General features: G+C 61.7%; 18 protein-coding genes. 8 read left to right on the top strand and 10 right to left on the bottom strand.

From position 1 onward, the window contains the following. Positions 1–22 precede the first annotated feature (22 nt). Both N2600_RS18910 and hisN read left to right on the top strand, forming a co-directional pair. Entirely contained in the window at positions 23–904 is an 882-nt protein-coding gene (locus tag N2600_RS18910) for an N-formylglutamate amidohydrolase (RefSeq protein WP_260109426.1), read from the top strand. A 268-nt stretch (positions 905–1,172) separates the two neighbouring features. Further along, positions 1,173–1,946: a histidinol-phosphatase gene (gene hisN / locus N2600_RS18905; RefSeq protein ID WP_003552738.1), complete on the top strand. Its 774-nt coding sequence runs from the start codon at positions 1,173–1,175 to the stop codon at positions 1,944–1,946. 48 nt (positions 1,947–1,994) lie between these two features. Here hisN and N2600_RS18900 read toward each other — a convergent pair whose 3' ends face one another. After that, a complete protein-coding gene (locus N2600_RS18900) occupies positions 1,995–2,969 on the bottom strand; it encodes an alpha/beta fold hydrolase (RefSeq protein WP_170277097.1) in 975 nt (324 codons plus the stop codon). 407 nt (positions 2,970–3,376) lie between these two features. Between N2600_RS18900 and N2600_RS18895 the strand changes: the two genes are divergently transcribed. Next, positions 3,377–3,847: an Hsp20 family protein gene (locus tag N2600_RS18895; protein WP_017967865.1), complete on the top strand. Its 471-nt coding sequence runs from the start codon at positions 3,377–3,379 to the stop codon at positions 3,845–3,847. 76 nt (positions 3,848–3,923) lie between these two features. On the opposite strand, the gene N2600_RS18890 is transcribed toward N2600_RS18895, so the two are convergent. Then, positions 3,924–4,973: a bile acid:sodium symporter family protein gene (locus N2600_RS18890; RefSeq protein WP_032985735.1), complete on the bottom strand. Its 1,050-nt coding sequence runs from the start codon at positions 4,971–4,973 to the stop codon at positions 3,924–3,926. Between the two features lie 45 nt (positions 4,974–5,018). Here N2600_RS18890 and N2600_RS18885 point away from each other — a divergent pair, with 45 nt between their 5' ends. Next, a complete protein-coding gene (locus tag N2600_RS18885) occupies positions 5,019–5,873 on the top strand; it encodes a LysR substrate-binding domain-containing protein (protein WP_260297121.1) in 855 nt (284 codons plus the stop codon). A 54-nt stretch (positions 5,874–5,927) separates the two neighbouring features. On the opposite strand, the gene N2600_RS18880 is transcribed toward N2600_RS18885, so the two are convergent. Further along, complete coding sequence (locus tag N2600_RS18880) at positions 5,928–6,980, bottom strand: threonine aldolase family protein (RefSeq protein ID WP_222280394.1); 1,053 nt, start codon at positions 6,978–6,980, stop codon at positions 5,928–5,930. Positions 6,981–7,519: 539 nt separating this feature from the next. Between N2600_RS18880 and gltB the strand changes: the two genes are divergently transcribed. Further along, complete coding sequence (gltB, locus tag N2600_RS18875; protein ID WP_260297120.1) at positions 7,520–12,244, top strand: glutamate synthase large subunit; 4,725 nt, start codon at positions 7,520–7,522, stop codon at positions 12,242–12,244. A 226-nt stretch (positions 12,245–12,470) separates the two neighbouring features. After that, entirely contained in the window at positions 12,471–13,925 is a 1,455-nt protein-coding gene (locus tag N2600_RS18870) for a glutamate synthase subunit beta (protein ID WP_260297116.1), read from the top strand. 100 nt (positions 13,926–14,025) lie between these two features. Here N2600_RS18870 and N2600_RS18865 read toward each other — a convergent pair whose 3' ends face one another. The 3 genes from N2600_RS18865 to N2600_RS18855 form a co-directional block, all read right to left on the bottom strand. Further along, positions 14,026–14,601, bottom strand: coding sequence for a GNAT family N-acetyltransferase (locus N2600_RS18865; protein ID WP_260297115.1), 576 nt, complete (start codon positions 14,599–14,601; stop codon positions 14,026–14,028). Between the two features lie 115 nt (positions 14,602–14,716). Then, on the bottom strand, positions 14,717–15,955 hold the full coding sequence (locus N2600_RS18860; protein WP_260297113.1) for an SGNH/GDSL hydrolase family protein: 1,239 nt from the start codon (positions 15,953–15,955) through the stop codon (positions 14,717–14,719). Positions 15,956–16,129: 174 nt separating this feature from the next. Further along, a complete protein-coding gene (locus N2600_RS18855) occupies positions 16,130–17,353 on the bottom strand; it encodes a lytic murein transglycosylase (protein WP_260297111.1) in 1,224 nt (407 codons plus the stop codon). Positions 17,354–17,557: 204 nt separating this feature from the next. Between N2600_RS18855 and galU the strand changes: the two genes are divergently transcribed. Further along, a complete protein-coding gene (gene galU / locus N2600_RS18850; protein WP_003542870.1) occupies positions 17,558–18,445 on the top strand; it encodes a UTP--glucose-1-phosphate uridylyltransferase GalU in 888 nt (295 codons plus the stop codon). A gap of 215 nt (positions 18,446–18,660) precedes the next feature. Here the strand turns inward: galU and N2600_RS18845 are convergent, their stop codons facing one another. Continuing rightward, positions 18,661–20,193, bottom strand: a complete 1,533-nt coding sequence (locus N2600_RS18845; protein ID WP_260297110.1) for an outer membrane beta-barrel protein — start codon at positions 20,191–20,193, stop codon at positions 18,661–18,663. Positions 20,194–20,352: 159 nt separating this feature from the next. On the opposite strand from N2600_RS18845, the gene N2600_RS18840 reads away from it, so the two are divergent. Continuing rightward, on the top strand, positions 20,353–21,348 hold the full coding sequence (locus N2600_RS18840; protein ID WP_260297109.1) for a KpsF/GutQ family sugar-phosphate isomerase: 996 nt from the start codon (positions 20,353–20,355) through the stop codon (positions 21,346–21,348). Positions 21,349–21,362: 14 nt separating this feature from the next. Here the strand turns inward: N2600_RS18840 and N2600_RS18835 are convergent, their stop codons facing one another. The 3 genes from N2600_RS18835 to hemH all read right to left on the bottom strand — a co-directional run bounded on the left by N2600_RS18835 (position 21,363) and on the right by hemH (position 24,182). Beyond that, positions 21,363–21,818 (bottom strand): NfeD family protein, encoded by a 456-nt coding sequence (locus N2600_RS18835; protein ID WP_017967853.1) that lies wholly within the window; start codon positions 21,816–21,818, stop codon positions 21,363–21,365. 3 nt (positions 21,819–21,821) lie between these two features. After that, positions 21,822–22,862: an SPFH domain-containing protein gene (locus N2600_RS18830; RefSeq protein ID WP_011653489.1), complete on the bottom strand. Its 1,041-nt coding sequence runs from the start codon at positions 22,860–22,862 to the stop codon at positions 21,822–21,824. A 285-nt stretch (positions 22,863–23,147) separates the two neighbouring features. Then, a complete protein-coding gene (hemH, locus tag N2600_RS18825) occupies positions 23,148–24,182 on the bottom strand; it encodes a ferrochelatase (protein WP_260109419.1) in 1,035 nt (344 codons plus the stop codon). Between the last annotated feature and the right edge of the window lie 68 nt (positions 24,183–24,250).

The raw sequence follows: 24,250 nt of genomic DNA, 5'->3' as shown, positions 1-24,250 counted from the left end.
GACATGGTAAAGAGGGCCGAAAGTGCCGGAAATACGCGAATACGAGCTTTTTGAGGTCCATGAGCCCGTGTCGCAGACCATTCCCTTCGTCTACAACTCCCCCCATAGCGGCCGTATTTATCCACCGGAATTTATTGCCCAGTCCAGGCTGGAGGGAATCGCCATCCGCCGTTCCGAGGATCACTATGTCGACGAGCTCTTCGGCTCGGCCGTCGCACTCGGCGCGCCACTCCTGGCGGCCAACTTCCCGCGCGCCTATCTCGACGTCAATCGCGAGCCCTACGAGCTCGATCCGCGGATGTTCGACGGGCTGCTGCCGCCCTATGCCAACGTCAATTCGCTCAGGGTCGCCGGCGGGCTCGGCACCATTCCGCGCATCGTCGCCGAGAACATGGAGATCTATGCGCGGCGCCTGCCGGTGCAGGAGGGGCTCGACCGCGTCGAAGCCGTCTACAAGCCCTATCATGCGGCGCTGCGCCGGTTGATTGCGCGAACGCATGTGCAGTTCGGCTTCGGCGTGCTGATCGACTGCCATTCGATGCCCGGCAATGTGCGGGTCGCCGGCAGCACTTCGCGACCTGATTTCATCATTGGTGATCGCTACGGCACCAGCGCTTCGGCCGAGCTTTCGCGCGCGGCCATCGCCATCCTCGAGGAAATGGGTTTTGCGGCTATCCGCAACAAGCCTTATGCCGGCGGCTTCATCACCGAACATTACGGCAGGCCTTCGCGCGGCCTGCACGCGCTGCAGATTGAGGTGAATCGGGCGATCTATGTCGACGAGCTGACGCTGGAGAAGCACGAGGATTTCGCCGCGGTGGCCAATGCCGTCACGGACTTCATGGAGCAGATGGCGGACTACGTCGAGAAATTCGCCGGCGATCGGGCGCTGGCCGCCGAATGAATCCATTTTCGATTTCGCTGATATCTGGCCTCCCGGCCAAAAAAAACCGCGCTTGTGAGCGCGGCTAAGTCTAGGGAGGAAACACCCAAGGAGGGTATTTACAGTCAGAAGACTGTATGAAGACGCTACTATTGCATTGCACAAATGTCAAGCAATTTATTGCGCTGCGACATCTTTGGGCAGTTAAACCCAAATTGCCTGATGCGATTGCATTCCCGTTGCTTTTCGCTATGAAAAGCGCCATTCCCGCCAGCCAAACGGATCCATCATGTTTCCTGACCGTTCGTTCTTCAACCGCCTGGCGGAAGCCGCCCGGGCCGAGACGCTGCCGCGCTTCCGCTCCGGCCTCGATGTCACGAACAAGCTTTCCTCCGGTTTCGATCCGGTAACGGAGGGCGACCGGGCGGCCGAACTCGCCATCCGGGCGCTGATCGAGGAGAATTTCCCCGGCCACGGCATTCTCGGCGAGGAACATGGCGATGTCGGGCTCGACCGTGAATATGTCTGGGTGATCGATCCGATCGACGGCACGCGCGCCTTTATATCCGGTGTGCCGGTGTGGGGAACGCTGATCGGCCTGCAGAAGGATGGCAGGGCGATCATGGGCATGATTGAGCAGCCCTTTACCGGCGAGCGTTATTTCGCCGACCAGAACGGCTCGATCTATACCGGGCCGGAGGGCGAACGGCGGCTGGCGACGCGCCAGTGCGACGCGCTGTCGAACGCCATCCTGTTCACCACCTCGCCGCATCTCTTTGCCGGCGAGGAGATGGAGAAATACCGCGAGATTGAGAGCCAGGTACGGCTCTTCCGCTACGGCTGCGACTGCTATGCCTATGCGCTGCTCGCCGCCGGCCATATTGATCTCGTTGTCGAAAACAGCCTGAAGCCTTATGATGTCGGCGGCATCATTCCCGTCATCGAGGGGGCGGGCGGCATCATCACCACCTGGGACGGTGGACGGCCGGAAAACGGCGGCTCGATCATCGCCGCCGGCAGCCAGGCGGTCTACGAAGCGGCGGTCGCCATCCTGCAGCGCTGATCCCCCAGTCAGCAGCGCTGATCCCCCGGTCGGCAAAGCCGATCCGGCTCACGTACCGAGGGCAGCAATGTCCTGGTTTTCTTCGGCATCGCTGCCGGGAATGAAGGCGTGGAAGGCCGCAAGGGCGGCGGCGCGATAGATATCCCGTTCCTGGAATATCTCGTGCCGGGCGCCGTTGATCGGCACCAGCTGGCCGGCGCGGAAATAACGCGAAAGGCGCTCCTGCGCCGTATAGGGCACGACACCGTCACGCGTTGGGGCGATGACGATGGTCGGGATGGTGATCGAGAAGAGATGGTAGGGCGAGGTGACCCGGTCCATCGTGCGAAAGGCCTCGGTCAGCCAGCGGGCTGTCGGTGGCCCCAGTGTCAGCTCCGGATGGGCCTTCATCATCGCCACATTGCGCTCGAAGCGGTGCTCGTCCGAGGTCAGCGGATTGTCGCGGAAATCCGGCTCCTTCAGTTTCGAGGTCAGCGGCAGGAAGCCGAGGCCGACGGCGTTCAGCGTGCCGGCAAGGGTGCGAATGACGCGGGGCGAAGCCGCCTGGCCGGTAAGGCCGATGAAGGGCGCCGACAGCACCATGCGATCGATACGAGTGGTGAGATAGGGGGCGGCCGAGAGCGCGATCAGGCCGCCTGTGGAATGCGCGAGCAAGTAGAAGGGCAGGCGGGTATCCGGCAGCACCACCTTTTCGAGGAAGGTGTCGAGATCGCGCTCGTAATCGACGAAGCGGCGGATGTGGCCGTGGTTGCGGCGTTTGAGGAGCCGCTGCGAGCCGCCCTGGCCGCGCATGTCGAAGGTCGCGACCCAGAGGCCCCTAGCCGTCAGGTCGCGGATCGTCTCAAAATATTTCTCGATATATTCGTTTCGGCCGTGCAGGATGACGACGGTGCCCTTGGCAACCTGTCCGCTAGAGCGGAAGACGGCGTAACGCAGTTGGTGGCCGTCATGGGTTTCGAAGAACCCCTCCGTGCGGTTTTCCGGAGCGGGATTGTCGGGCGTCGAATAGAGAACCTGATCCATGACTTTGCCAATGCGCCACTGCTGACTGCTTCCACCTTCAGGGATAGCGCATGGCACCCGGCTTGGAAAGCGGTGGGGGAAAAGGGCCGGCAGGAGCATGAGGGTGCTCGCGGCCGGCCGAAGTTGAGACTGAAGAAGAAGGGACGATGCACTTCAGCCATCGGGACCAGATTCACCCGACGCCGAAATTTCTAGGCGAATGCGCCTGAACGCGCTCCGAACCGGTCGTTCATGCGGGGTTCACGGGCCGATCAAGGCGATTCCGGAAAGGTCTTGAACTCGTCAAATCCCATCACCATCTCCTTTCTGCGGGTGCCGGAAAGGGCCTGCGCAACCGCCCCGAGGCCGCCAAAGATGGGGTTTCAGGGGCATTTCATCGCAACACGTCGCTTCCACAGGAGGACATCATGCGTCACGTAGACTTCTCTCCCCTTTATCGTTCGACCGTCGGTTTCGACCGGCTCTTCACCATGCTCGACAGTCTTGCCCAGCCGGAGCAGGCGCAGACCTATCCGCCCTATAATATCGAGCGCACCGGTGAAAACACCTATCGCATCACCATGGCCGTTGCCGGTTTCGACGAGACCGAACTTTCGATCGAAGCCCATGCCCATGTCCTGTCCGTGAAGGGTGAAAAGCACGAGGAACCTGCCGAAAGCGGCGAATTCCTCTACCGCGGTATTGCCAAGCGTGCCTTCGAGCGCCGCTTCCAGCTTGCCGACCATGTCGAGGTGACCGCTGCTTCGCTGAAGAACGGCCTGCTGCACATCGACCTTCTGCGCAATATTCCCGAGGCCATGAAGCCCCGCAAGATTACGATTGCTGCAGAACCGGTCGAGGCTCCGAAGGCCATCGAAGCGCAGATCATCAACGGCTAATCAGATCCTTGTAGGATGAAACGGACGGCGCTCCATCGGGGGCGCCGTTTTTTATTGCCGCTTGGCGCGACATGCTTCATGCCGGGCTGGCGGCTTCGTCGATTTCCTCGTCCGTTGCGCGGCGGGCCGCGGCGGCGGCGTATTTCTGGGCGATGACGGCGCAGACCATCAACTGGATCTGGTGGAACAGCATCAGCGGAAGCACGATCGCGCCGATCGACTGGCCTGCGAAGATGACGTTCGCCATCGGCACGCCGCTTGCAAGGCTCTTCTTCGAGCCGCAGAAGGTGATGGTGATCTCGTCGGCCTTGTTGAAGCCCAGCCAACGGCTGCCGAACATCGTCAGTACCAGGACAATTGCCAGCAGAACCATGTCGGCGACGATGACGACGGCGATATCGGCGATCGAGAAGGTGTGCCACAGACCTTCGACCACAGCCGTGCTGAAGGCGAGATAGACGACCATCAGGATCGAGCCGCGGTCGACAGGCATCAGGATCTTCTTCTTGGCGCGAATCCAGTCGCCGATCCAGGGCTGCAGAATCTGGCCGACGATGAACGGGGCGAGCAACTGCAGCAGGATCTGCTCTAATGCGTCGAAGGAGAAGCCGCCGTGGCCGCCGACGGAAAACAACAGGCCGACGAGCAGCGGTGTCAGGAACATGCCGAAGATGTTGGATGCCGAGGCCGAGCAGATGGCGGCCGACACGTTGCCGCCCGCCATCGAGGTGAAGGCGATCGACGACTGCACCGTCGAGGGCAGCACGCAGAGGAAGAGGATGCCGAGATAAAGCGGCTGCGGCAGGATCGTGTCGGGGATCAGTCCGAGCGCCATGCCAAGCAGCGGGAAGATGCCGAAGGTCGTCAGCAGAATGACGAGATGCAGGCGCCAGTGCAGCAGGCCTGATATGACGACGTCGCGCGACAGGCGGGCGCCGTGCAGGAAAAACAGCAGCGCGATGGCAAGGTCGGTGGCGATACCGAAATAATGCGCGAATGTGCCGCGCGCCGGCAGCAGCGAGGCGAGGATGACGGTGCAGACAAGCAGGATGGTGAATGTATCGGGCAGAAAGCGGCGCATGGCGATCTCGCGGCGTGATAAAACAATCATTGTTCTGTCGTCCATTATGATCCAGGATGCAAGGAATAACAGTTATCGAGAAACTGGATCATGCTAGACCTTTCGCAATTGCGCAGTTTCGTTGCTGTCGAACAGATGGGCAGTTTCACGCTCGCGGCAGAGAGGCTCGGCCTCGGTCAGTCGACCGTCAGCCAGCACATCCAGCGGCTGGAGACGGCACTCGGGCGCAAGCTGCTGGCGCGCGACACGCATAAGGTGATGCTGACCGGCAATGGCGAGGCGCTGCTGTTGCATGCGCGCGCCATGCTTTCGATCGAGGGGCAGATACAGTCGCTGTTTAAGAACAACAGCCTGCGCGGCAGCCTGCGGCTCGGCGTGTCGGAAGATTTCGTCACCAGTCAGTTGCCGGCGGTGCTCGAGGATTTCGTTCGTTCGCACCCCTCCGTCGACCTTGAGCTGACTGTGGCGCTTTCCGGCGTTCTCTACGAGATGCAGGACAATGGCGAGATCGATCTGGTGCTCGCCAAGCGCCGGCTCGGCGATGCGCGCGGAAAGCTCGTCTATCGCGAGCCGCTCGTCTGGCTGGCGCGTGATCCAGAGCGTGTGCTCGCCTCCGGCCCTCTGCCACTGATCGCCTTTCCGCCGCCGAGCGTCACGCGAGTGATCGCGCTCGAAGCGCTCGGTCGAAACGGGGTGCCGTGGAGGATCGTCTGTACCTGCGGCAGCTTGAGCGGGCTGACGGCAGCGGCCCGGGCCGGGATGGGGGTGCTGGTGCAGCCGCGCAGCATGGCGCCCTCAGGGCTGAAGGAAATCACTGCGGGAAGACTTCCGGTGCTGGAGGATGTGGAATTCGTGCTGGTTCCGCGCAAGGGCGCGAACCAGGCGCTGGTCTCGGCCCTGTCGGAGGATATTCTGCAGAAGGTGAGGGGGCTGAGGTCGGCGTGAGTCCTTGCCGGCAGCGAAAGGCCCGCCGGTCCGGCAAGCCTTTCGCGCCGGCGATCAAGCGGCCAGGCATTTCAGGAAACCATCGACATCCGCTTCGGTCGTCGCGAAGCTGGTGACGAGGCGGATCAGGGTTTCGCTTTCGGAAACGAGTTCGGGCGTTGCCGCCGGGACCGGCCATTCGTAAAATTTCGCGCCCTTTTCCTCCGCGGTTTTTACGGCACTTTTGCTGACGACGGCAAAGACTTCGTTGGATGCGGTCGGCCAGGCGAGGCGGGCGGAATTGCTCGTGCCGATGCCGGCGCGCAGCCGGTCGGCCATGCCGTTCGAATGACGGGCAAGATCGAGCCAGAGGCCGTTTTCGAAATAGGCGTCGAACTGGGCGGCGATGAAACGCGACTTGGAGAAGAGCTGGGCGGCGCGCTTGCGGATGAAGGGCATTTCCCGCGCCTGATCCGGATTGAAGAAGACGATCGCCTCGGCGCACCAGCAGCCGTTCTTGGTGCCGCCGAAGGAGAGCATGTCGACGCCGCGCTTCCAGGTCATCTCGGCCGGGGTGGCGCCAAGTGCGACCAGGGCGTTGGCAAAGCGGGCACCATCCATGTGGAGCGGCAGGCTGCGCTTTCTGGCGATGGCGGCGATCTCGCCGATCTCCGGCAAGGAATAGACGGTGCCGATCTCGGTCGCCTGGGTGATGGTCACGGCGCTGGCGCGGCCGTGATGGACGGCGTCCTCGGGAAAGGTTGCGATCTTTTCAGAAAGCTTCGCCGGATCGATCTTGCCGGCTTCGCCGTCAACGGCAACGAGACGGGCGGCGCCGGAGAAAAATTCCGGCGCACCGCATTCATCCTCGATCACATGGGCTTCCGAATGGCAGAAGGTGATGCCGCCGGGGCGCTGGACGCTTGCGAGCGACAGCGAGTTGGCGGCTGTGCCGGTGGCGACGAAGAAGATCGAAACCTCACGCTCGAAGATCTCGGAAAAACGAGCTTCGACCTTTCTGTCGAGATCGCCGGCGCCATAGGCGGCGGCAAAGCCGGTCGATTCCGTCAGCAGACGTTCGGCAATGGATTTGTGGGCGCCGGCCCAGTTATCGGAAGCAAAGAACATGTGGGGAAACCGTTGGAAAGGAAGGGGTTGGCAAGTCCGCAGCGGACATTACGCCAAAGCTTCGCAGGATCAAGGTCGTCGCCGGCGACACATCACGGAAATTGAACTACGCAATCAATAAACAAAATAATACGTTACAACGTAATTTTCTTTCGTCATCGCCGCTACATAGGCAATCTTCCGTCGCAAATTGACGTTTTTTGACGGAGCGCTCTTGCAGAGCCGAATGCTTTCTGGCATAGAACTGATGAATTAGGACAGTGTTGCTGTCCTATTCTGGCCTTTATGACCGAAGAGGCGCCGAAAGCCCTGGAACAGACCGGCTTTCACGCTATAGTTCTTCCGAGCGTCAAGCCTTAAGGGGTGGCGCGCGGAGGCGAATGGCAGGCGCGGAACGCGACGGTTTGCTTTCCTTTAAAGCAGATGTCTGCGGCCGATCTTCACAATGCAACAGCGCTGTCATGCGCCGAACCTATCTTCGGGTTGCGGCGCGGGACGAAAAGCCGCCCGCGACCGCGCGGGCTTCGACAGGAGGAAAGATGATGACGAAGACGCCATCCATGGAAGTTGACCGGTTTGCTGCTGCTGAGCTGCGCGCGACGGCCAATATGTCCAAATCCGCCTCCGGCCTGCCGAAGAAGCAGGGCCTCTACGATCCGCGCAACGAACATGATGCCTGCGGCGTCGGCTTCGTCGCCCATATGAAGGGTGAGAAGTCGCACCAGATCGTCAAGGATGGCCTTTTCATCCTCGAGAACCTGACGCATCGCGGCGCCGTCGGCGCCGATCCGCTGATGGGTGACGGCGCCGGCATCCTGGTGCAGATCCCCGACCGTTTCTTCCGCGAGGAGATGGCCGAGCAGGGCATCACCCTGCCGCCGGTCGGCGAATATGGTGTCGGCCATATCTTCATGCCGCGCGATGAAAAGCAGATCGAGCACTTCAAGAAGGTGATCAAGGACGTCATTACCGAGGAAGGTCAGGTCTTCATCGGCTTCCGCGACGTGCCGGTCGACAATTCCTCGCTCTCCAAGGCGCCGGCCATTGCCGCAACCGAGCCGCATCATGTGCAGGTCTTCATCGGCGCCGGCGAGGACGCCGAAAACAACGACGAGTTCGAGCGCCGGCTGTTCACGCTGCGCAAGGTGATCTCGAACCGCATCTATGACGAGTTCGACGGCGAGGAGAGCAATTTCTATCCGGTGTCGCTGTCGTCGGCGACGGTGGTCTACAAGGGCATGTTCCTGGCCTATCAGGTCGGCGTCTACTACAAGGACCTGTCGGATCCGCGCTTCGAAAGCGCGGTCGCCCTGGTGCATCAACGCTTCTCGACCAACACCTTCCCGTCGTGGAAGCTCGCGCATCCCTACCGTATGGTCGCCCATAACGGCGAGATCAACACGCTGCGCGGCAACGTCAACTGGATGGCGGCGCGCCAGGCGTCGGTGTCCTCGCCGCTGTTCGGCGAGGACATTTCCAAGCTCTGGCCGATCTCTTACGAGGGGCAGTCGGACACGGCCTGCTTCGACAATGCGCTCGAATTCCTGGTGCGCGGCGGTTATTCGCTGGCGCATGCCGTGATGATGCTGATCCCGGAAGCCTGGGCCGGCAACCAGTCGATGGCGGCCGAACGCAAGGCGTTCTACGAATATCATGCGGCGCTGATGGAGCCCTGGGACGGGCCGGCTGCCGTCGCCTTCACCGACGGCAAGCAGATCGGCGCGACGCTCGACCGCAACGGCCTGCGGCCGGCGCGCTACCTCGTCACCGATGACGACCGCGTCATCATGGCGTCCGAAGCCGGCGTGCTGCCGGTTCCGGAGGAGAAGATCATCCAGAAGTGGCGCCTGCAGCCGGGCAAGATGCTGCTGATCGATATGGAAGAAGGCCGCATCATTTCCGACGACGAGGTGAAGTCGCAGCTGGCGACGGCGCATCCCTATCGCAGCTGGCTCAACCGCACCCAACTGATCCTCGAAGACCTGAAGCCGGTGGAGCCGCGGGCGCTGCGCCGCGACGTGTCGCTGCTCGACCGCCAGCAGGCCTTCGGTTATACGCTCGAGGATACACGCATCCTGATGTCGCCGATGGCGACGACGGGCCAGGAGGCGATCGGCTCGATGGGCACGGATACGCCGATCTCGGCGATGTCGGAAAAGCCGAAACTGCTCTACACCTATTTCAAGCAGAACTTCGCGCAGGTGACCAACCCGCCGATCGACCCGATCCGCGAAGAACTGGTGATGAGCCTGGTTTCCTTCATCGGGCCGCGGCCGAACATTCTCGACCATGAGGGGGCGGCGAACGCCAAACGGCTCGAGGTTCGTCAGCCGATCCTGACCAATGGCGATCTCGAGAAGATCCGCTCGATCGGCCACACGGAAGACCGTTTCGACACCAAGACGCTCGATTTCACCTATGATATCGAGCGTGGTGCCGAAGGCATGCCCGAGATGCTCGACCGCCTCTGCGAGCGCGCGGAAGCGGCCGTCAAGGGCGGCTACAACATCATCGTGCTCTCCGACCGCCAGATCGGGCCGGATCGGATCGCGATTCCCGCGTTGCTCGCCACCGCTGCCGTGCATCACCATCTGATCCGCAAGGGGCTGCGCACCTCGGTCGGTCTCGTCGTCGAGACCGGAGAGCCGCGCGAGGTCCATCATTTCTGCCTGCTCGCCGGCTACGGCGCCGAGGCGATCAACCCTTATCTTGCCTTCGACACGCTGCTCGACATGCATGCCAAGGGCGAATTCCCGAAGGAAGTGGATGCTTCCGAAGTCGTCTACCGCTACATCAAGGCAGTCGGCAAGGGCATCCTCAAGGTCATGTCGAAGATGGGCATCTCGACCTACCAGTCCTATTGCGGCGCGCAGATCTTCGATGCGATCGGCCTGCAGTCGGAACTGATCGACAAGTATTTCTTCGGAACCGCGACGATGATCGAAGGCGTTGGCCTCGAGGCGATCGCCTCAGAAACCGTCGCCCGCCATAACGCGGCCTTCGGCACCGATCCGCTTCTTGCCACGACGCTCGACATCGGCGGCGAATATGCCTACCGCATGCGCGGCGAAAGCCATGCCTGGACGCCGGATGCCGTCGCGGCCCTTCAGCATGCTGTGCGCGGCAATGCCGAGGACCGTTACCAGGAATTCGCCGAGATGGTGAACAACTCGGCGCTGCGGATGAACACGATCCGCGGGCTGTTCAAGATCAAGAGCGCCGAAGCGCTCGGCCGCAAGCCGGTATCGGCCGACGAGGTCGAACCGGCGGCCGATATCGTCAAGCGGTTCTCGACGGGCGCAATGTCCTTCGGCTCAATCTCCAGAGAGGCGCATACGACGCTGGCGATTGCCATGAACCGGATCGGCGGCAAGTCGAACACCGGCGAAGGTGGTGAGGAATCCGACCGCTACATGCCGCTGGCCGATGGTTCGATGAACCCGGAACGTTCGGCGATCAAGCAGATCGCCTCCGGCCGCTTCGGCGTCACCACCGAATATCTCGTCAATGCCGACATGCTGCAGATCAAGGTGGCGCAGGGCGCCAAGCCCGGCGAAGGCGGCCAGCTGCCCGGTCACAAGGTCGATGCGACTGTTGCCAAGACCCGACATTCGACCCCGGGTGTCGGCCTGATTTCGCCGCCGCCGCACCACGACATCTATTCGATCGAAGATCTGGCGCAGCTGATCTACGATCTGAAGAACGTCAACCCGACCGCCGATGTTTCGGTCAAGCTCGTGTCGGAAGTCGGCGTCGGCACGGTTGCCGCCGGTGTCGCCAAGGCACGCGCCGACCATATTACGGTCGCCGGCTTCGACGGCGGCACGGGTGCGTCGCCGCTGACGTCGCTGAAACATGCCGGCAGCCCCTGGGAAATCGGCCTTGCCGAGACGCAGCAGACGCTGGTGCTGAACGGGCTGCGCTCGCGCGTCGCCCTGCAGGTGGACGGTGGGCTGAAGACTGGCCGCGACGTTATCATCGGGGCGCTGCTCGGAGCCGACGAATTCGGCTTTGCCACCGCGCCGCTGATTGCCGCCGGCTGCATCATGATGCGCAAGTGCCATCTCAACACCTGTCCGGTGGGTGTGGCGACCCAGGATCCGGTGCTGCGCAAACGCTTCAAGGGCGCGCCGGAGCACGTCATCAACTATTTCTTCTTCGTCGCCAACGAAGTGCGTGAAATCCTCGCCTCGCTGGGCTTCACCCGGCTCGACGAGATCATCGGCGCCTCGGAGCTTCTGAAGAAGGACGAGATGCTGAACCACTGGAAGGCAAAGGGCCTCGATTTCAGCCGTATCTTCCACAAGGTCGACGCTCCCAAGGAAGAGACCTTCTGGACGAGCCGGCAGAAGCACCCGATCGACGATATTCTCGACCGCGTGCTGATCGAGCAGGCGCAGCCGGCACTGACGGCCAAGACGCCCGTCGCCTTCGAAGTCGGCATCAAGAACGTCGACCGGTCGGTGGGCGCGATGCTTTCCGGCGAGGTCGCCAAGCGTTATCGCCATCGCGGTCTGAAGGAAGACACGATCAACGTGACGCTTCGCGGCACGGCGGGGCAGAGCTTCGGCGCCTTCCTGGCGCGCGGCGTCACTTTCAACCTGATCGGCGACGGCAACGACTATGTCGGCAAGGGCCTTTCGGGCGGCAAGATCATCATCCGGCCGCCGGAGAATTCGAGGATCGTAGCCGAGGACTCGATCATCGTCGGCAACACCGTGCTCTATGGTGCGACCGAGGGCGAATGCTATTTTCGCGGCGTGGCGGGCGAACGTTTCGCCGTGCGCAATTCAGGCGCGATTGCCATCGTCGAAGGTGTCGGCGACCATGGCTGCGAATACATGACCGGTGGCGTCGTCGTCGTGCTCGGTGCCACGGGCCGTAATTTCGCGGCCGGGATGTCCGGCGGTGTCGCCTACGTGCTCGATGAAACCGGCGATTTCGCCAGCCGCTGCAACATGGCGATGGTTGAGCTCGAGCCGGTGCCCGAGGAGGACGACATGCTGGAGAAGCTGCACCATCACGGCGGCGACCTCATGCACAAGGGACGCGTCGACGTCTCTGGCGACATGACGCGCCATGACGAGGAGCGCCTCTACCAGCTGATCTCCAACCATCTGCACTATACCGGCTCGGCCCGCGCCACTGAGATTCTCGACAACTGGGCCGAATACCGTCCGAAGTTCCGCAAGGTCATGCCGGTCGAATACCGTCGTGCGCTCGAGGAAATGGAGCGCAGCCGGATGGGCATCGCCGCGGAATGAATTGCACCGGGACATCCGTCACCTGCTGACTGCGGGTGACGGATGACGACAATATCTCAACGACCCGTGACGATCACGCCGACGACGAAGGTGTTCAGATCGCACGGATGTCTTGCAGGGGATATGATCCAATGACGGTCAAGACAAGCAACTTGCCCCGGGTACCGGGACTGACGATAGACAGATTGGCTGCGGTGAGGCGGTCATGAGGGTAAGGGACGAAAACATGGGTAAGGTAACAGGGTTTCTGGAAATCGACCGGCAGGTGGCAAAGTACCAGCCGGCGTCGGATCGTATCCGTCATTTCCGCGAGTTCACGATCCCGATGTCGGACCCGGAAGTGCAGAAACAGGCCGCGCGCTGCATGGACTGTGGCATCCCCTATTGCCACGGCCCGACCGGCTGCCCTGTTCACAACCAGATTCCCGATTGGAACGACCTCGTTTACAACAACAACTGGGAAGCTGCGATCCAGAACCTGCATTCGACCAACAACTTTCCTGAGTTCACCGGTCGCGTCTGCCCGGCGCCCTGCGAGGAAGCCTGCACGTTGAACCTCGAGGATGCGCCGGTCGCCATCAAGACGGTCGAACAGGCGATCGCCGACAAGGCCTATGAGCTCGGCTTCATCCGGCCTCAGCCGGCCACGGTCCATACCGGCAAGAAGGTCGCCGTGATCGGCTCCGGCCCGGCGGGTATGGCGGCCGCCCAGCAGCTCGGCCGCGCCGGCCATGAGGTGCATCTCTACGAGCGCGAGACGAAGCCGGGCGGACTGCTGCGCTACGGTATTCCGGATTTCAAGATGGAGAAGAACTTCATCGACCGCCGCGTCGAGCAGATGAAGGGCGAGGGTGTCACTTTCCATTGCGGCGTCAATGTCGGCGTCGACGTCAAGGTCGAGCAGTTGCTCGCCGATCACGACGCCGTCCTCTACTGCGGCGGCTCCGAGACGCCGCGCGAGGCGGGTATCCCAGGGACCGACCTTGCGGGCGTGCATGATGCGATGCCCTATCTCGTGCAGCAGAACCGCCGCGTCGGGCGCGAGAACATCGACAGCGTCGGCTGGCCGTCGGACCCGATCCTTGCCGGCGCCAAACATATCGTCGTCGTCGGCGGCGGCGATACGGCTTCGGACTGCGTCGGCACGGCCTTCCGCCAGGGAGCCGTCAAGGTTACCCAGCTCGACATCCGGCCGCAGCCGCCGGAGAAGGAAGACAAGCTTGCCGTCTGGCCTTTCTGGGCGACGAAGATGCGCACCTCCTCCTCGCAGGCCGAGGGTGCGGTGCGTGAATTCCAGGTGGCCACTCTTGAATTCGTCGGCGAAGACGGAGTGCTGACCGGTGTCAAATGCTGCGAGGTCGATGAGCGCCGGCGGCCGGTTCCAGGCACGGAATTCGTCATCCGCGCCGATCTCGCCTTCATCGCCATCGGTTTCCGCGGCCCGTTCACAACAAGCGTGCTGAAGGAGCTCGACGGCAAGCTGACGCTCAACACCGACAAGCGCGGCTCGACCAACGTCGTCGCCAACGACCGCGACTACAAGACTTCGGTCGACAAGTTCTGGACGGCGGGCGACGTGCGCCGCGGCCAATCGCTGGTGGTTTGGGCGATCCGTGAAGGCCGCCAGGCAGCGCGCGCCATCGACGAGGAATTGATGGGCTCAACCGTGCTGCCGAACTGACCATAGGCTGCGCACACTTCCCGAAGACACGAACTCCGCCTTTCCGGCGGAGTTTTTTGATTTTGGCGCGAAAGCAAGAACATGCGAAATGGGAAATGGGCTAGGTTGGTCTGCGCTTAAACCGCGCCTCCAAGTCCATCTCCATCACGACGTCGGTCTGCAAATCTTCGCCGACCGCAAACGTGGTGCTCCCGGTTGCCGCAAATCCGGCCCGTTTGTAGAACGCTATTGCTCGCGCGTTTCGCTCGAACATGGTTAGTTCAAGTCGCGTAACGCCACGCTGTGCCGACTCGCTCACAACCGTATCGAGAAGATCGTTCGCCAATCCGCTTCCTCTCCATTCGGCATCTATGTAAATCCGGTTGAGAAGAGCCGAGCGACTTTCGGTTGACCCCACGACGACTTGTGCAAATCCGATGATGAGATCATCGATCGTCGCAAGGAAAACAGCGGCTGAGAGATCGACAATCTCCGCTTCCTGACGTTCCCTGTTGAAATTCTTATAGATATAGGCGTCAAGATCGGCGGCTGCCGTGTTGCTGCTGTAGGTTGCACGGAATAGCCTTGCGGCGAATTTGGACAAGGCTACCGCATCCGATTGACACGCGCGTCTGATCACAAATGAGCCCATCAACCCAATGCCTGCCAATGCTTGATTGAATTTCGGCGACGTCACGAAAGTGGATGTCCTGAGACGATCGAGGCATAAAATGTCTTACGCAGACGTTCTTTGCAAGGATGCCGCCCGCAAAGTCCCTGCTGCGAGCGCCTTGGGCCTCAGACGGCGCTTTTCACTTGACCGAGACTTCAGCCGGCGCTTTTGCCACAGGCAGGCGGTAATCGTCGACGCGGCCGGGAGGTGCTGGCGTCATTTCGCCCTGCTCGACCAGCAGGTCGCGCGGCGACCGTGTCAAGGTCACAGGCGGCGGCCTGGCGCCGAGAAGCTCGGCGCCGCCGTCGAGATTGGGATCGGAGAGACTGATCGGCACGGTATGTTCGACCGGATTGGCTGGAAGGCCGAGACCGGGCAGATTGCTGGAGTCGAGGCGGACCAGATCGGGGCTTGCCTGCGTGCCGAGAAGACGCCGCGCCGGTTTTTCCACATAGAAGGCAAGTTTGCGCCGGCCGGCCTGGGTCAGGTTGATGCCATCGGAGGTGCGCAGGCGCACCTGCTGGCCGTTCACATCCGAACCGGTGACGATGAAATTGCCGTTTTCATCGACGAAACCATCCCAGATATCGACGAATTCGCCGCCGATGCTTTCGACCTGGTTGCGGTAAAGCTGATTCATCTGGACGGCATCGGCCGTCATCGAATCGGACTCGAAGGCGGGAAGGCCGACCCAGAGCAGCGGGATCTTGCGGCCGGTGACTTCCTTGCCGAAGGAAAGGACACGACGGCGGTACTCGGTGAACCAGCCGTCGGTACGGAATTTTTCCTTGGCGGTGTCGGTCACCATCTGCTGGCGGTCGTTGGCGCCGATCATGACGACGACCATTGCCGGCTTCAGCTCGTCGATCATCTTCGGCAGCTGTTCCGGCCAGTCGTAATAATCGTCGCGGACAAGACCCGAGGAGACGTTGCCGCGGGCTTGGACGACCACACCCGGTGAGGTCTCGAAGGCGGCGGTGAGGCCGTCGCCGAGGCCGCTGGCCAGGAAATCGCCGACGATCAGGATCGTCCGGGCGTCGCCGAGCTTTTGCACCGCCGGCTCCTCCTGTACGGGAGCGCGGACCGGCGGCGCGGTACGGGTATTGACGATGGCCTTCGGCGCCGGCGGCCGTTTGCGCTGCTGGCGTCTCGGCTGCTGGACGTCAGGGGCTTGCGGCCCGTCATCGAGATAGCGCCGGCCGAGAAAGAAATCGAGGATCGATCGACGTTGATAGCGCTGCTCCTGGGCTTCGGCGACATGCACCGGCGCAAGGGCGCCAAGGCATAGCGAAGCCGCCGTCAAGGCGAGCACGAGCCAACGGATTTTACGGGTCCGATCAGTTTTCTCAGTCATGGGCAGTTCCGCATCTGCCGGCATCTTGCACGCCGGGTAGGCCAGCGTCCACTCCCGCTCTTATCTAGGTCACTGTTCTGCCTGTTGTAGAGCATCATGCCGAAAAGTGTGTGGGGTCTTCGGGCGGTATCATGCCCTACTTCCTTGATTCAAATGCGGATTGAGATTTCCGGCCGATCCGGCCGGGATCATCCCGATCTAGCGGCGCAATGCGTTGAGAAGCGGCAAGGAGGGCTCGCCGTCCGGCTGCATGCCGATGCGCGACTGCACGGCTGATATCGCCGCCTTCGAACCCGAGCCGAAATTGCCGTCGACCTCGCCATTGTAGTAGCCGAGTGTCTTCAGGCGGGTCTGCAGCTCAAATTTCTCGGTGATATCGAGGGCACCGTCCGGGCGCGGCCAGCGCTGCTGCATGCCGCCGTAGCCGGCGATCTGGTCGGCCAGCAGACCGACGGCAAGCGCGTAGCTGTCCGAGGCATTGTAGTTCTTGATGGTGAAGAAGTTGGCGGTCATCAGGAAGCCCGGGCCACTGGGCCCGGCCGGCATCTTCAGCACGGCCTTGGTGGCGCTCTCGCGGAAGGCCTTGCCGTTCGGGCGGGTCAGGCCGAGTGCTGCCCATTGGGCCAGCGTATGGGTCTTGCCGGCCTGCTGGGCGACTGCGGCGGGAACGACGACCTCGTAGCCCCAGGTCTTGCCTGCGTCCCAGCCGTTTTTCATCAGGAGGTTGGCCGAGGTCGCCAGCGCGTCGGGGATCGAGTTCCAGATGTCGCGATGGCCGTTGCCGTCGGCATCGACGGCATAAAGCAGGTAGCTTGTCGGAATGAACTGGGTGTGGCCCATGGCGCCGGCCCAGGAGCCGGTCATCTCGCGTGCCGGCACATCGCCGTTCTGCAGGATCTTCAGCGCGGCGACCAGCTGCTTCTTGGCGAATTTGGCCCGGCTCGGATCGGCATAGGCAAGTGTTGCCAGGGCGCGCGGCACGTAATGCAGCCGGTCGTCCTTGTCGAGGACCGCGCCGTAATTCGATTCCATCGACCAGATGGCCAGCAATATGGTCTTGTCGACGCCGAACCGCTGCTCGATCGCAGCGAGCGTTCTTGCGTGCTTGACGGCCATCTCGCGGCCGATCTTGACCGTATAGGGATTGACGCGGGAATCGATATAGTCCCAGATCTTCGAGGTGAATTCCGGCTGGTAGGCCGCCTTTTCGAGCACGGTCGGATCGGGATCGCTCACCCCGGAAAAGGCCTTTTGATAGGTTGCCTTACTGATGCCACTCTGAGCGGCAGTCTGGTAAAAATCCGCGATCCATTTCTGGAAGCGGGAATCAGCTTTCGCGTTGTCGGGGACCAGTGCCACCTGGGCGGCAACAACGAGGGCGAGAGCAAGACCACGAAGGGAGTTTTTGTGATTCTGGGTCATCGACAGTCGTATCCGTCATCTTCAGTTTCCGGTGCAGCGGGGCATCATGTCCGCCCAGACCCGAGACTACAGGAACGGAGTCAACAAATTCTTTACCATGGCGACCCGCTGCGGTCACCATTTGCAAAACAGTAGCAATTCTATACTAGTTAAAGCTAAAAAACTCCATTTCCAAAGCGATATGATCGAAGCAGGAGGCCGGGTGTGGCTCAACACAACAAAGTTCGTAAAGCAGTATTTCCGGTTGCCGGGTTGGGAACGCGATTCCTTCCGGCGACAAAGGCTGTTCCGAAGGAAATGTTGACCGTCGTCGACAAGCCAATCATTCAATATGTCGTCGATGAGGCGATCGAGGCCGGGATCGAACATCTGGTCTTCGTCACCGGACGCAACAAGCACGTCATCGAAGATTATTTCGACATTCATTTCGAGCTGGAACAGACGCTGCGCGAGCGCGCCAAGAAGGCGGAAATTACCCTTCTCGCCCAGCAATTGCCGAAGGCCGGGACGGTGAGCTTCACTCGCCAGCAAGAGCCTCTCGGCCTCGGCCACGCCGTGTGGTGCGCCCGCGAGATCGTTGGGGACGAGCCCTTCGCACTGCTGCTGCCCGATATGATCATGAAGGGCGACAAGGGCTGTATGAAGGGCATGATCGACCTTTATGCCCAGAGCGGCGGCAATATCATCGCCGTCGAGGAATGCGCCCCGGACCAGGCGCATAAATACGGCATCGTCGGGGTCGGCGAGGCGATCGGCGACGGTTTCCGCATCACCGGCATGGTGGAAAAGCCCGCCAAGGGGACGGCGCCTTCCAACTTCTTCATCAACGGCCGCTATATCCTGCAGCCGGAGATCTTCAAGATCCTCGAAACCCAGGAGCGCGGCGCCGGCAACGAGATCCAGCTCACCGACGGCATGCTGAAGCTGCTGAAGGAACAGGATTTCGCAGGCTACCACTTCCGTGGCGCGACCTATGACTGCGGCGCCAAGGACGGCTTCATCCTGGCAAACGTCGCCTTCGCTCTCGAACGCGCCGATATCCGCCCGTCCGTCGAAGGCGGCTTCAGGGAACTGCTGGCCGGCCTGAAGTAAGGTTGCTGCTCAGCGCAGATTCAAAGTGATAGAGCGCCGCGCTTCCTATCGGACGCGCGGCGCTTCCATTTCCTCGATGCAAGCCGCTCCCGCACTTTTGCTGGAGTTGTTCTAAAGCGCGTCGCGATCTTTCAGATTCGCTCCTTGCGCTTTAGCTCTTTGTTTTTACGCATGTCGTTGTCGCAAAATCGCGGCACACTTTTGCGCGACATGCTCTAGCGTTTCAGCTTGAGACCGACGCCGGCACGCCATTGCTGCGAATCGGTGCCTTCCCTGCGCGTCGTCAGCTCGTAGCCGAGCGTGCTGGTCAGATCGAGATAGCGGTTGATATTCCAGGTCAGGCCGGTTGCGGCGGTATAGACGAGCTCGTCGTTGATGGTGCTGTCCGTGGGATAATCGCGCCATATCACCCCGCCGATCATCGTCCCGACCAGATTGTCGCGCAGCTGGTGAGTGACCGTCGTCGTCAGCGCGTGCGAGACGTAGCCGCTTTCGCCTGCCGTGGTCGATGGCTGGATGCTGGTCAGCAGGTCGAGATTGACATCGGTGCCGCGGATCGGCGACCAGAGCAGGCTCGCATCGAGCGTGGCGGTATCGATCGAGGACAGGCGGCTGTCTTCGAAATCCGCCATCTCGTAGCCGACACCGACTTCACCTTTCAGCTTTTCACCGAGATCGACCTCGACGCCGGCCTTGGCGCCATAGCTATGGCCGGAACGCTCATAACCGGCGGAATCTTGCGTTTCGTCATAGACCGTGCGGCCGATGTTGGCCTCGATGAAGGGGATGAGTGCGGGTGACAGTTCGTAGCCGACACGGCCACGCAACGTGCCCGCCGTCTGATTGCGGTCGCTGAGGGAGACGGTGGTGCCGTTCGAAAGTTTAGCGTCCGAATAGATCGAGCGTGTCAGCGCAAGTGCCGTCGTGCCGCGCAGGATCCCGAAATCGCGCTGGACGGAGGCGCCGGCCGAAAATTCCTGGACGTCCGACTGCTGCGCGGCGTTGGTGATCGCGTCGGGATCATCGGTGTCCTCGCGGTAGAAATTATAGCCGGCGATCAGGTGCGCCGTGGTGTCATCGGGAAGATCGAGCCTGAGATCGCTGTTGATCTTGAAGGAGGGCTGTTCCTCACCTTCGCCGCTGACATTCTTCTGCCAGGCGCCTTCCGAGGTCACGGTCAACTGATGCCGGCCCCAGTCCGAGGTCAGGGTCGCTGCTGCGTCCGTTTCAAGAAAGGCGCGCCGTTGCGTGGTATTGCCGTCCTTGGTGGTTTCAGTGTTGATGCTCTGGGTGACGCTCGGGCGGAGCACGAACGTGCCGATCGGGATTCCCGGCGTTTCCTCTTTCGAGGCGCTTTCGGCAGCCCTGCGGCGTGGCAGTGTCTCGTCGAGCGGCGCTTCACGGGTGTTCAGCCGGCGTATGTCCTCGTCGAGGATGGAACCGGTAATGTCGTCGCCCGCTTGTGCATCGGGTATGGCGGGCCGCTGCTGGGTATCGTCCGCGTTTGCGGTCGTGCCGTTTGCCGCGGGAGCGGCGGTATCGTCATCGAAACCGGCGACGGATGCGGCGCTGTACGTGGTGCGATTGTCCTGGGAGGCGGCGGAGCGGCTGTTTGCCGGTTGCGCCGAGGCGGATTGCGCGAAGGCTGCCGTCTGGCTGAGAAGCAAGCAGCCGAACGCAGCAAAAGAGACGGCACGGCTCATGGCGCGGAGCGGCGTCACACTGCTCGTCTGGTTTGGCTGGCCCATGCAATTCGCGCCTGACATGCTTTCGGTTCTTACCCAAAGGTAAAGCCTCGTGGTTAATCATTCGTTGCTGTCGGCGGGTACTGTTCACAGTTCGGAAAGAGTGCGGGTCGGAAAGAGTGCGGGGTGGACTTGGAAAGTGAAAAGGTCTAACGCAACTTCATGAACAGAAGAGCGATAAACCTCGTTGAAAACAGCGTGCTCGAATCGGCAAAACGCACGATAGAGTCCGAAAGACGCGGTCTTGAAGCGCTCGAACAGGCCTTTGACAAGGGATTGGCCGGTCCTTTCACACGGGCCGTCGAAGTCATCGGCGACATCTCCGGACGGGTGATCGTCACCGGCGTCGGCAAGAGCGGGCATATCGGCGCCAAGCTCGCGGCGACATTCGCTTCGACCGGAACGCCTGCCTTTTTCGTGCATGCGGCGGAGGCCAATCACGGGGATCTCGGCATGATCGCGCGCGACGACGTCGTGCTGGCGATTTCCAAGGGTGGTGAGAGCGCCGAACTCAAGAGCATCATTTCCTTCACGCGGCGCTTCTCCATTCCGCTTATCGCGATCACCTGCAGCGAAGGGTCCTCGCTCGCGGCCGCCGCCGATATCGTCCTTCTGATGCCGAACGAGCAGGAGGCCTGCCCCAATGGGCTGGCGCCGACCACCTCGACGCTGATGCAGCTTGCCATCGGCGACGCGTTGGCGGTGGCGCTCCTGGAGGCGCGCGGCTTTACCGCCACGGATTTCCACGTCTTCCATCCCGGCGGCAAGCTGGGCGCGAGCCTGATGCATGTCGCCGACATCATGCATACCGGCGAGCGGCTGCCGCTCGTTGCCAAGGGCACACCGATACCGGAGGCGATCACGGTGCTGTCGCGCAAACATTTCGGCTGCGTCGGCGTGCTGGACGAAGATGGGCGGCTCTGCGGTATCGTCACCGAAGGCGACATGGCGCGCAATCTGACACGCAATCTTTCAGAGCTTGCCGTCGATGACATCATGACGCGGACGCCGAAGACGGTGAAGCAGACGGTGCTGGCGACCGCGGCCCTCGCGCTGCTCAACCAGCATCATATCGGCGCGCTGATCGTCATCGACGACGACCGCCGCCCGGTCGGGCTGGTGCATTTCCACGACCTGCTGCGGATCGGCGTCGCCTGATCAGGCTCGTTTGATCAGACGGGCTCGACCGTCAGGTCGCGGCCGTTGCTCGAAACCACCTTCACTTGCGTTCCGGCGGGCAAGTCGGGTCCCATCACCTGCCATAGCGTATCGTCGAGACGAATGCGGCCGCGGCCTTCGCGGATCGGTTCGTGCAGCGTCGCCGTGCGGCCGACGAGGCTCGCACCGCGCTGATTGAGGAAGGGCTCGTCGGTCGTCGCATTGCGCAGCGTCAGCCGGCGGCCGGCGAAGGTCGTGGCAACGGCGAGAAGCGCAAAAAGGATTGCCTGCAACTCCCAGACCCAGAAGGCGCTGTCCCAGAAGAGCAGCGACAGTGCACCGACGATCAAGGCAGCAAGTCCGATCCAGACCAGGAAGAAGCCGGGAACGATCAATTCCGCGGCGAGCAGCACGAGGCCTGCGACCCACCAGCTCCACGGACCGAGTTCGGCGACGATCTTCGCCAGCATGGCTTATCGCTCCTGCTCGGGGTTGAAAGGATTGGGGGTCGACGGATTGATCGGCGGCGTCGAGCGCGCCGGTGCGGGACGCGGACGCGGCGGTACCGGCAGCGGCGTTGACGGGCTGTTGCCGGCGTCGCCGAAGACTTCGCGGGCAATGGCGCCGATGCCACCGAGCGAGCTCAGGATGGAAGAGGCTTCCATCGGCATCATCACGATCTTGGAATTGGGCGCCGAACCGATCGAGGTGAGCGCCTCGGTATATTTCTGGGCGACGAAATAATTGATCGCCTGAATGTCGCCGGCGGCGATCGCCTCGGAGACCATCTTCGTCGCCTTGGCTTCGGCCTCGGCCAGACGTTCGCGGGCTTCAGCGTTGCGAAAGGCGGCTTCGCGCTGGCCTTCGGCCTGCAGGATGGCGGATTGCTTGGCGCCTTCGGCCCTGAGAATCTGCGCATTGCGCGAGCCTTCGGCCTCCAGCACCTGGGCGCGCTTCTCGCGCTCGGCCTTCATCTGGCGGGCCATCGCATCGACGAGGTCGCGCGGGGGTTGGATGTCTTTGATCTCGACGCGGGTGACCTTGATGCCCCAGGGATGCACGGCCTCGTCGACGACGCGCAGCAGCCGGTCGTTGATCGCATCGCGGTTGGAGAGCAGTTCGTCGAGATCCATCGAACCCATGACCGAGCGGATGTTGGTCATGGTCAGATTGAGGATGGCGTTTTCGAGGTTGGAGACCTGATAGGCAGCTTGGGCGGCGTTCAGCACCTGATAGAAGGAGACGGCATCGGCCGAAACCGAGGCGTTGTCCTTGGTGATCACCTCCTGGGTCGGCACGTTCAGCACCTGCTCCATCACGTTCAATTTGGCGCCGACGCGCTCGATGAAGGGGGTGATGAGGTTGAGGCCTGGCTCCAGCGTGCGGGTATAACGCCCGAAGCGCTCGATCGTATAGCGGTAGCCCTGCGGCACGGTCTTGATCCCGGCAAAGAGCACCAGGATGACGAAGATGACCAGCACGATCACGACGATGTCGAAGCCGCCGAACAGCATGAAAATTCCTCCTATCGGCGCATGCGCGCCTGCCCAACTCATGTGGTGAGTTAGCACGTTCTTTGCGAAGAAGAAATGATGGCACAACCGGCTGACCCCCAAGCGAAAAGGAGGTTCCGTTTCGTCTAAGTCATTGGGCTGTCGCTAAAGCGCGTCGCGATCTTTCAGATTCGCTCCCGCGCTTTAAGTCTTTGTTTATACGCATGTCGTTATCGCAAAACCGCCTCACACTTTTGCGCGACATGCTTTAGCTCCTCGTCGGATGCCGCTTTCTGAGGGAGGCCCTCAGACCCAGCCCTGCAATTCGCGGCGGACGACCTTTTCCAGCACGTTCATTCCGTCCTCGCCGTCGTTGAGGCAGGGAATATGCGCGAACTTCTCGCCGCCATTCTCGTGGAAGGAGTGGGCGGCCTGTTCGGCAATCTCCTCCAGCGTTTCCAGACAGTCGGAGACGAATCCGGGATTGATGACGGCGATGCGCTTGACGCCGCCCCTGGCGAGCTTCTCCACCGTCTTGTCGGTGTAGGGCTGCAGCCATTCCTCCGGCCCGAAGCGGGACTGGAAGGTGACCATGAAGTTTTCCGCGTTCAACCCGAGCCGCTCGCGCAGCAGCCGGCCGGTCTTCTGGCATTGGCAGTAGTAGGGGTCGCCTTGCTTGAAATAGGACATCGGTATGCCGTGGAAGGAGGCAAGCAGCATCTCGGGCTTCCAGTCGAGGGTCGAAAGATGCCTTTCGACTGACGCGGCGAGCGCCTCGATATAGGTCTCGTCGTCATGATAGGCGGGAACGGTGCGCAGCGCCGGCTGCCAGCGCATCGAGAGCAGTTTCTGGAAGGCCTTGTCGTTGACAGTGGCGGTCGTCGCCGCCGCATATTGCGGATAGAGCGGGAAGAGCACGATCCGGTCGCAGCCCTCTTCTTTCAGCGCGTCGATGCGCGAGGCGATCGACGGCGTGCCATAACGCATGGCCCAGTCGACCTTGACGTTATCAAGATCCTTCAAGCGCTCGGCCATCAGCTGCGACTGGTTGCGGGTATAGGTTCGCAGATAACTTTCGTTCCTCTCCTTGTTCCAGATCAGCTGATAGGCCTTGCCGACCTTCTGCGGGCGGGTGTTGAGCACGATGCCGAACAGGATCGGATACCACTTCCAGGGCGACCATTCGATGACGCGGCGATCGGTCAGGAATTCCCTGAGATAGCGGCGCATCGAGGTATAGTCGGTGCCATCAGGCGTGCCGAGATTGACCAGCAGGACACCGATCTTGCCTGACTTGACGGCCGGATGGTCCGTCGGGCGGAGTGAAATATCTGCTGTCATTCTGGCCCCAACACTCTTTGGTCCCGTCGGCTCATACGCAGCCTCGAGATCGTGGTTCACCCTATAGA

The sequence above is a fragment of the Rhizobium sp. WSM1274 genome (genome assembly GCF_025200775.1).
Classification (GTDB): domain Bacteria; phylum Pseudomonadota; class Alphaproteobacteria; order Rhizobiales; family Rhizobiaceae; genus Rhizobium; species Rhizobium leguminosarum_I.
The sequence above is the reverse complement of the archived record's forward strand: the minus strand, read 5'-3'. Positions and strand labels throughout refer to the sequence as shown.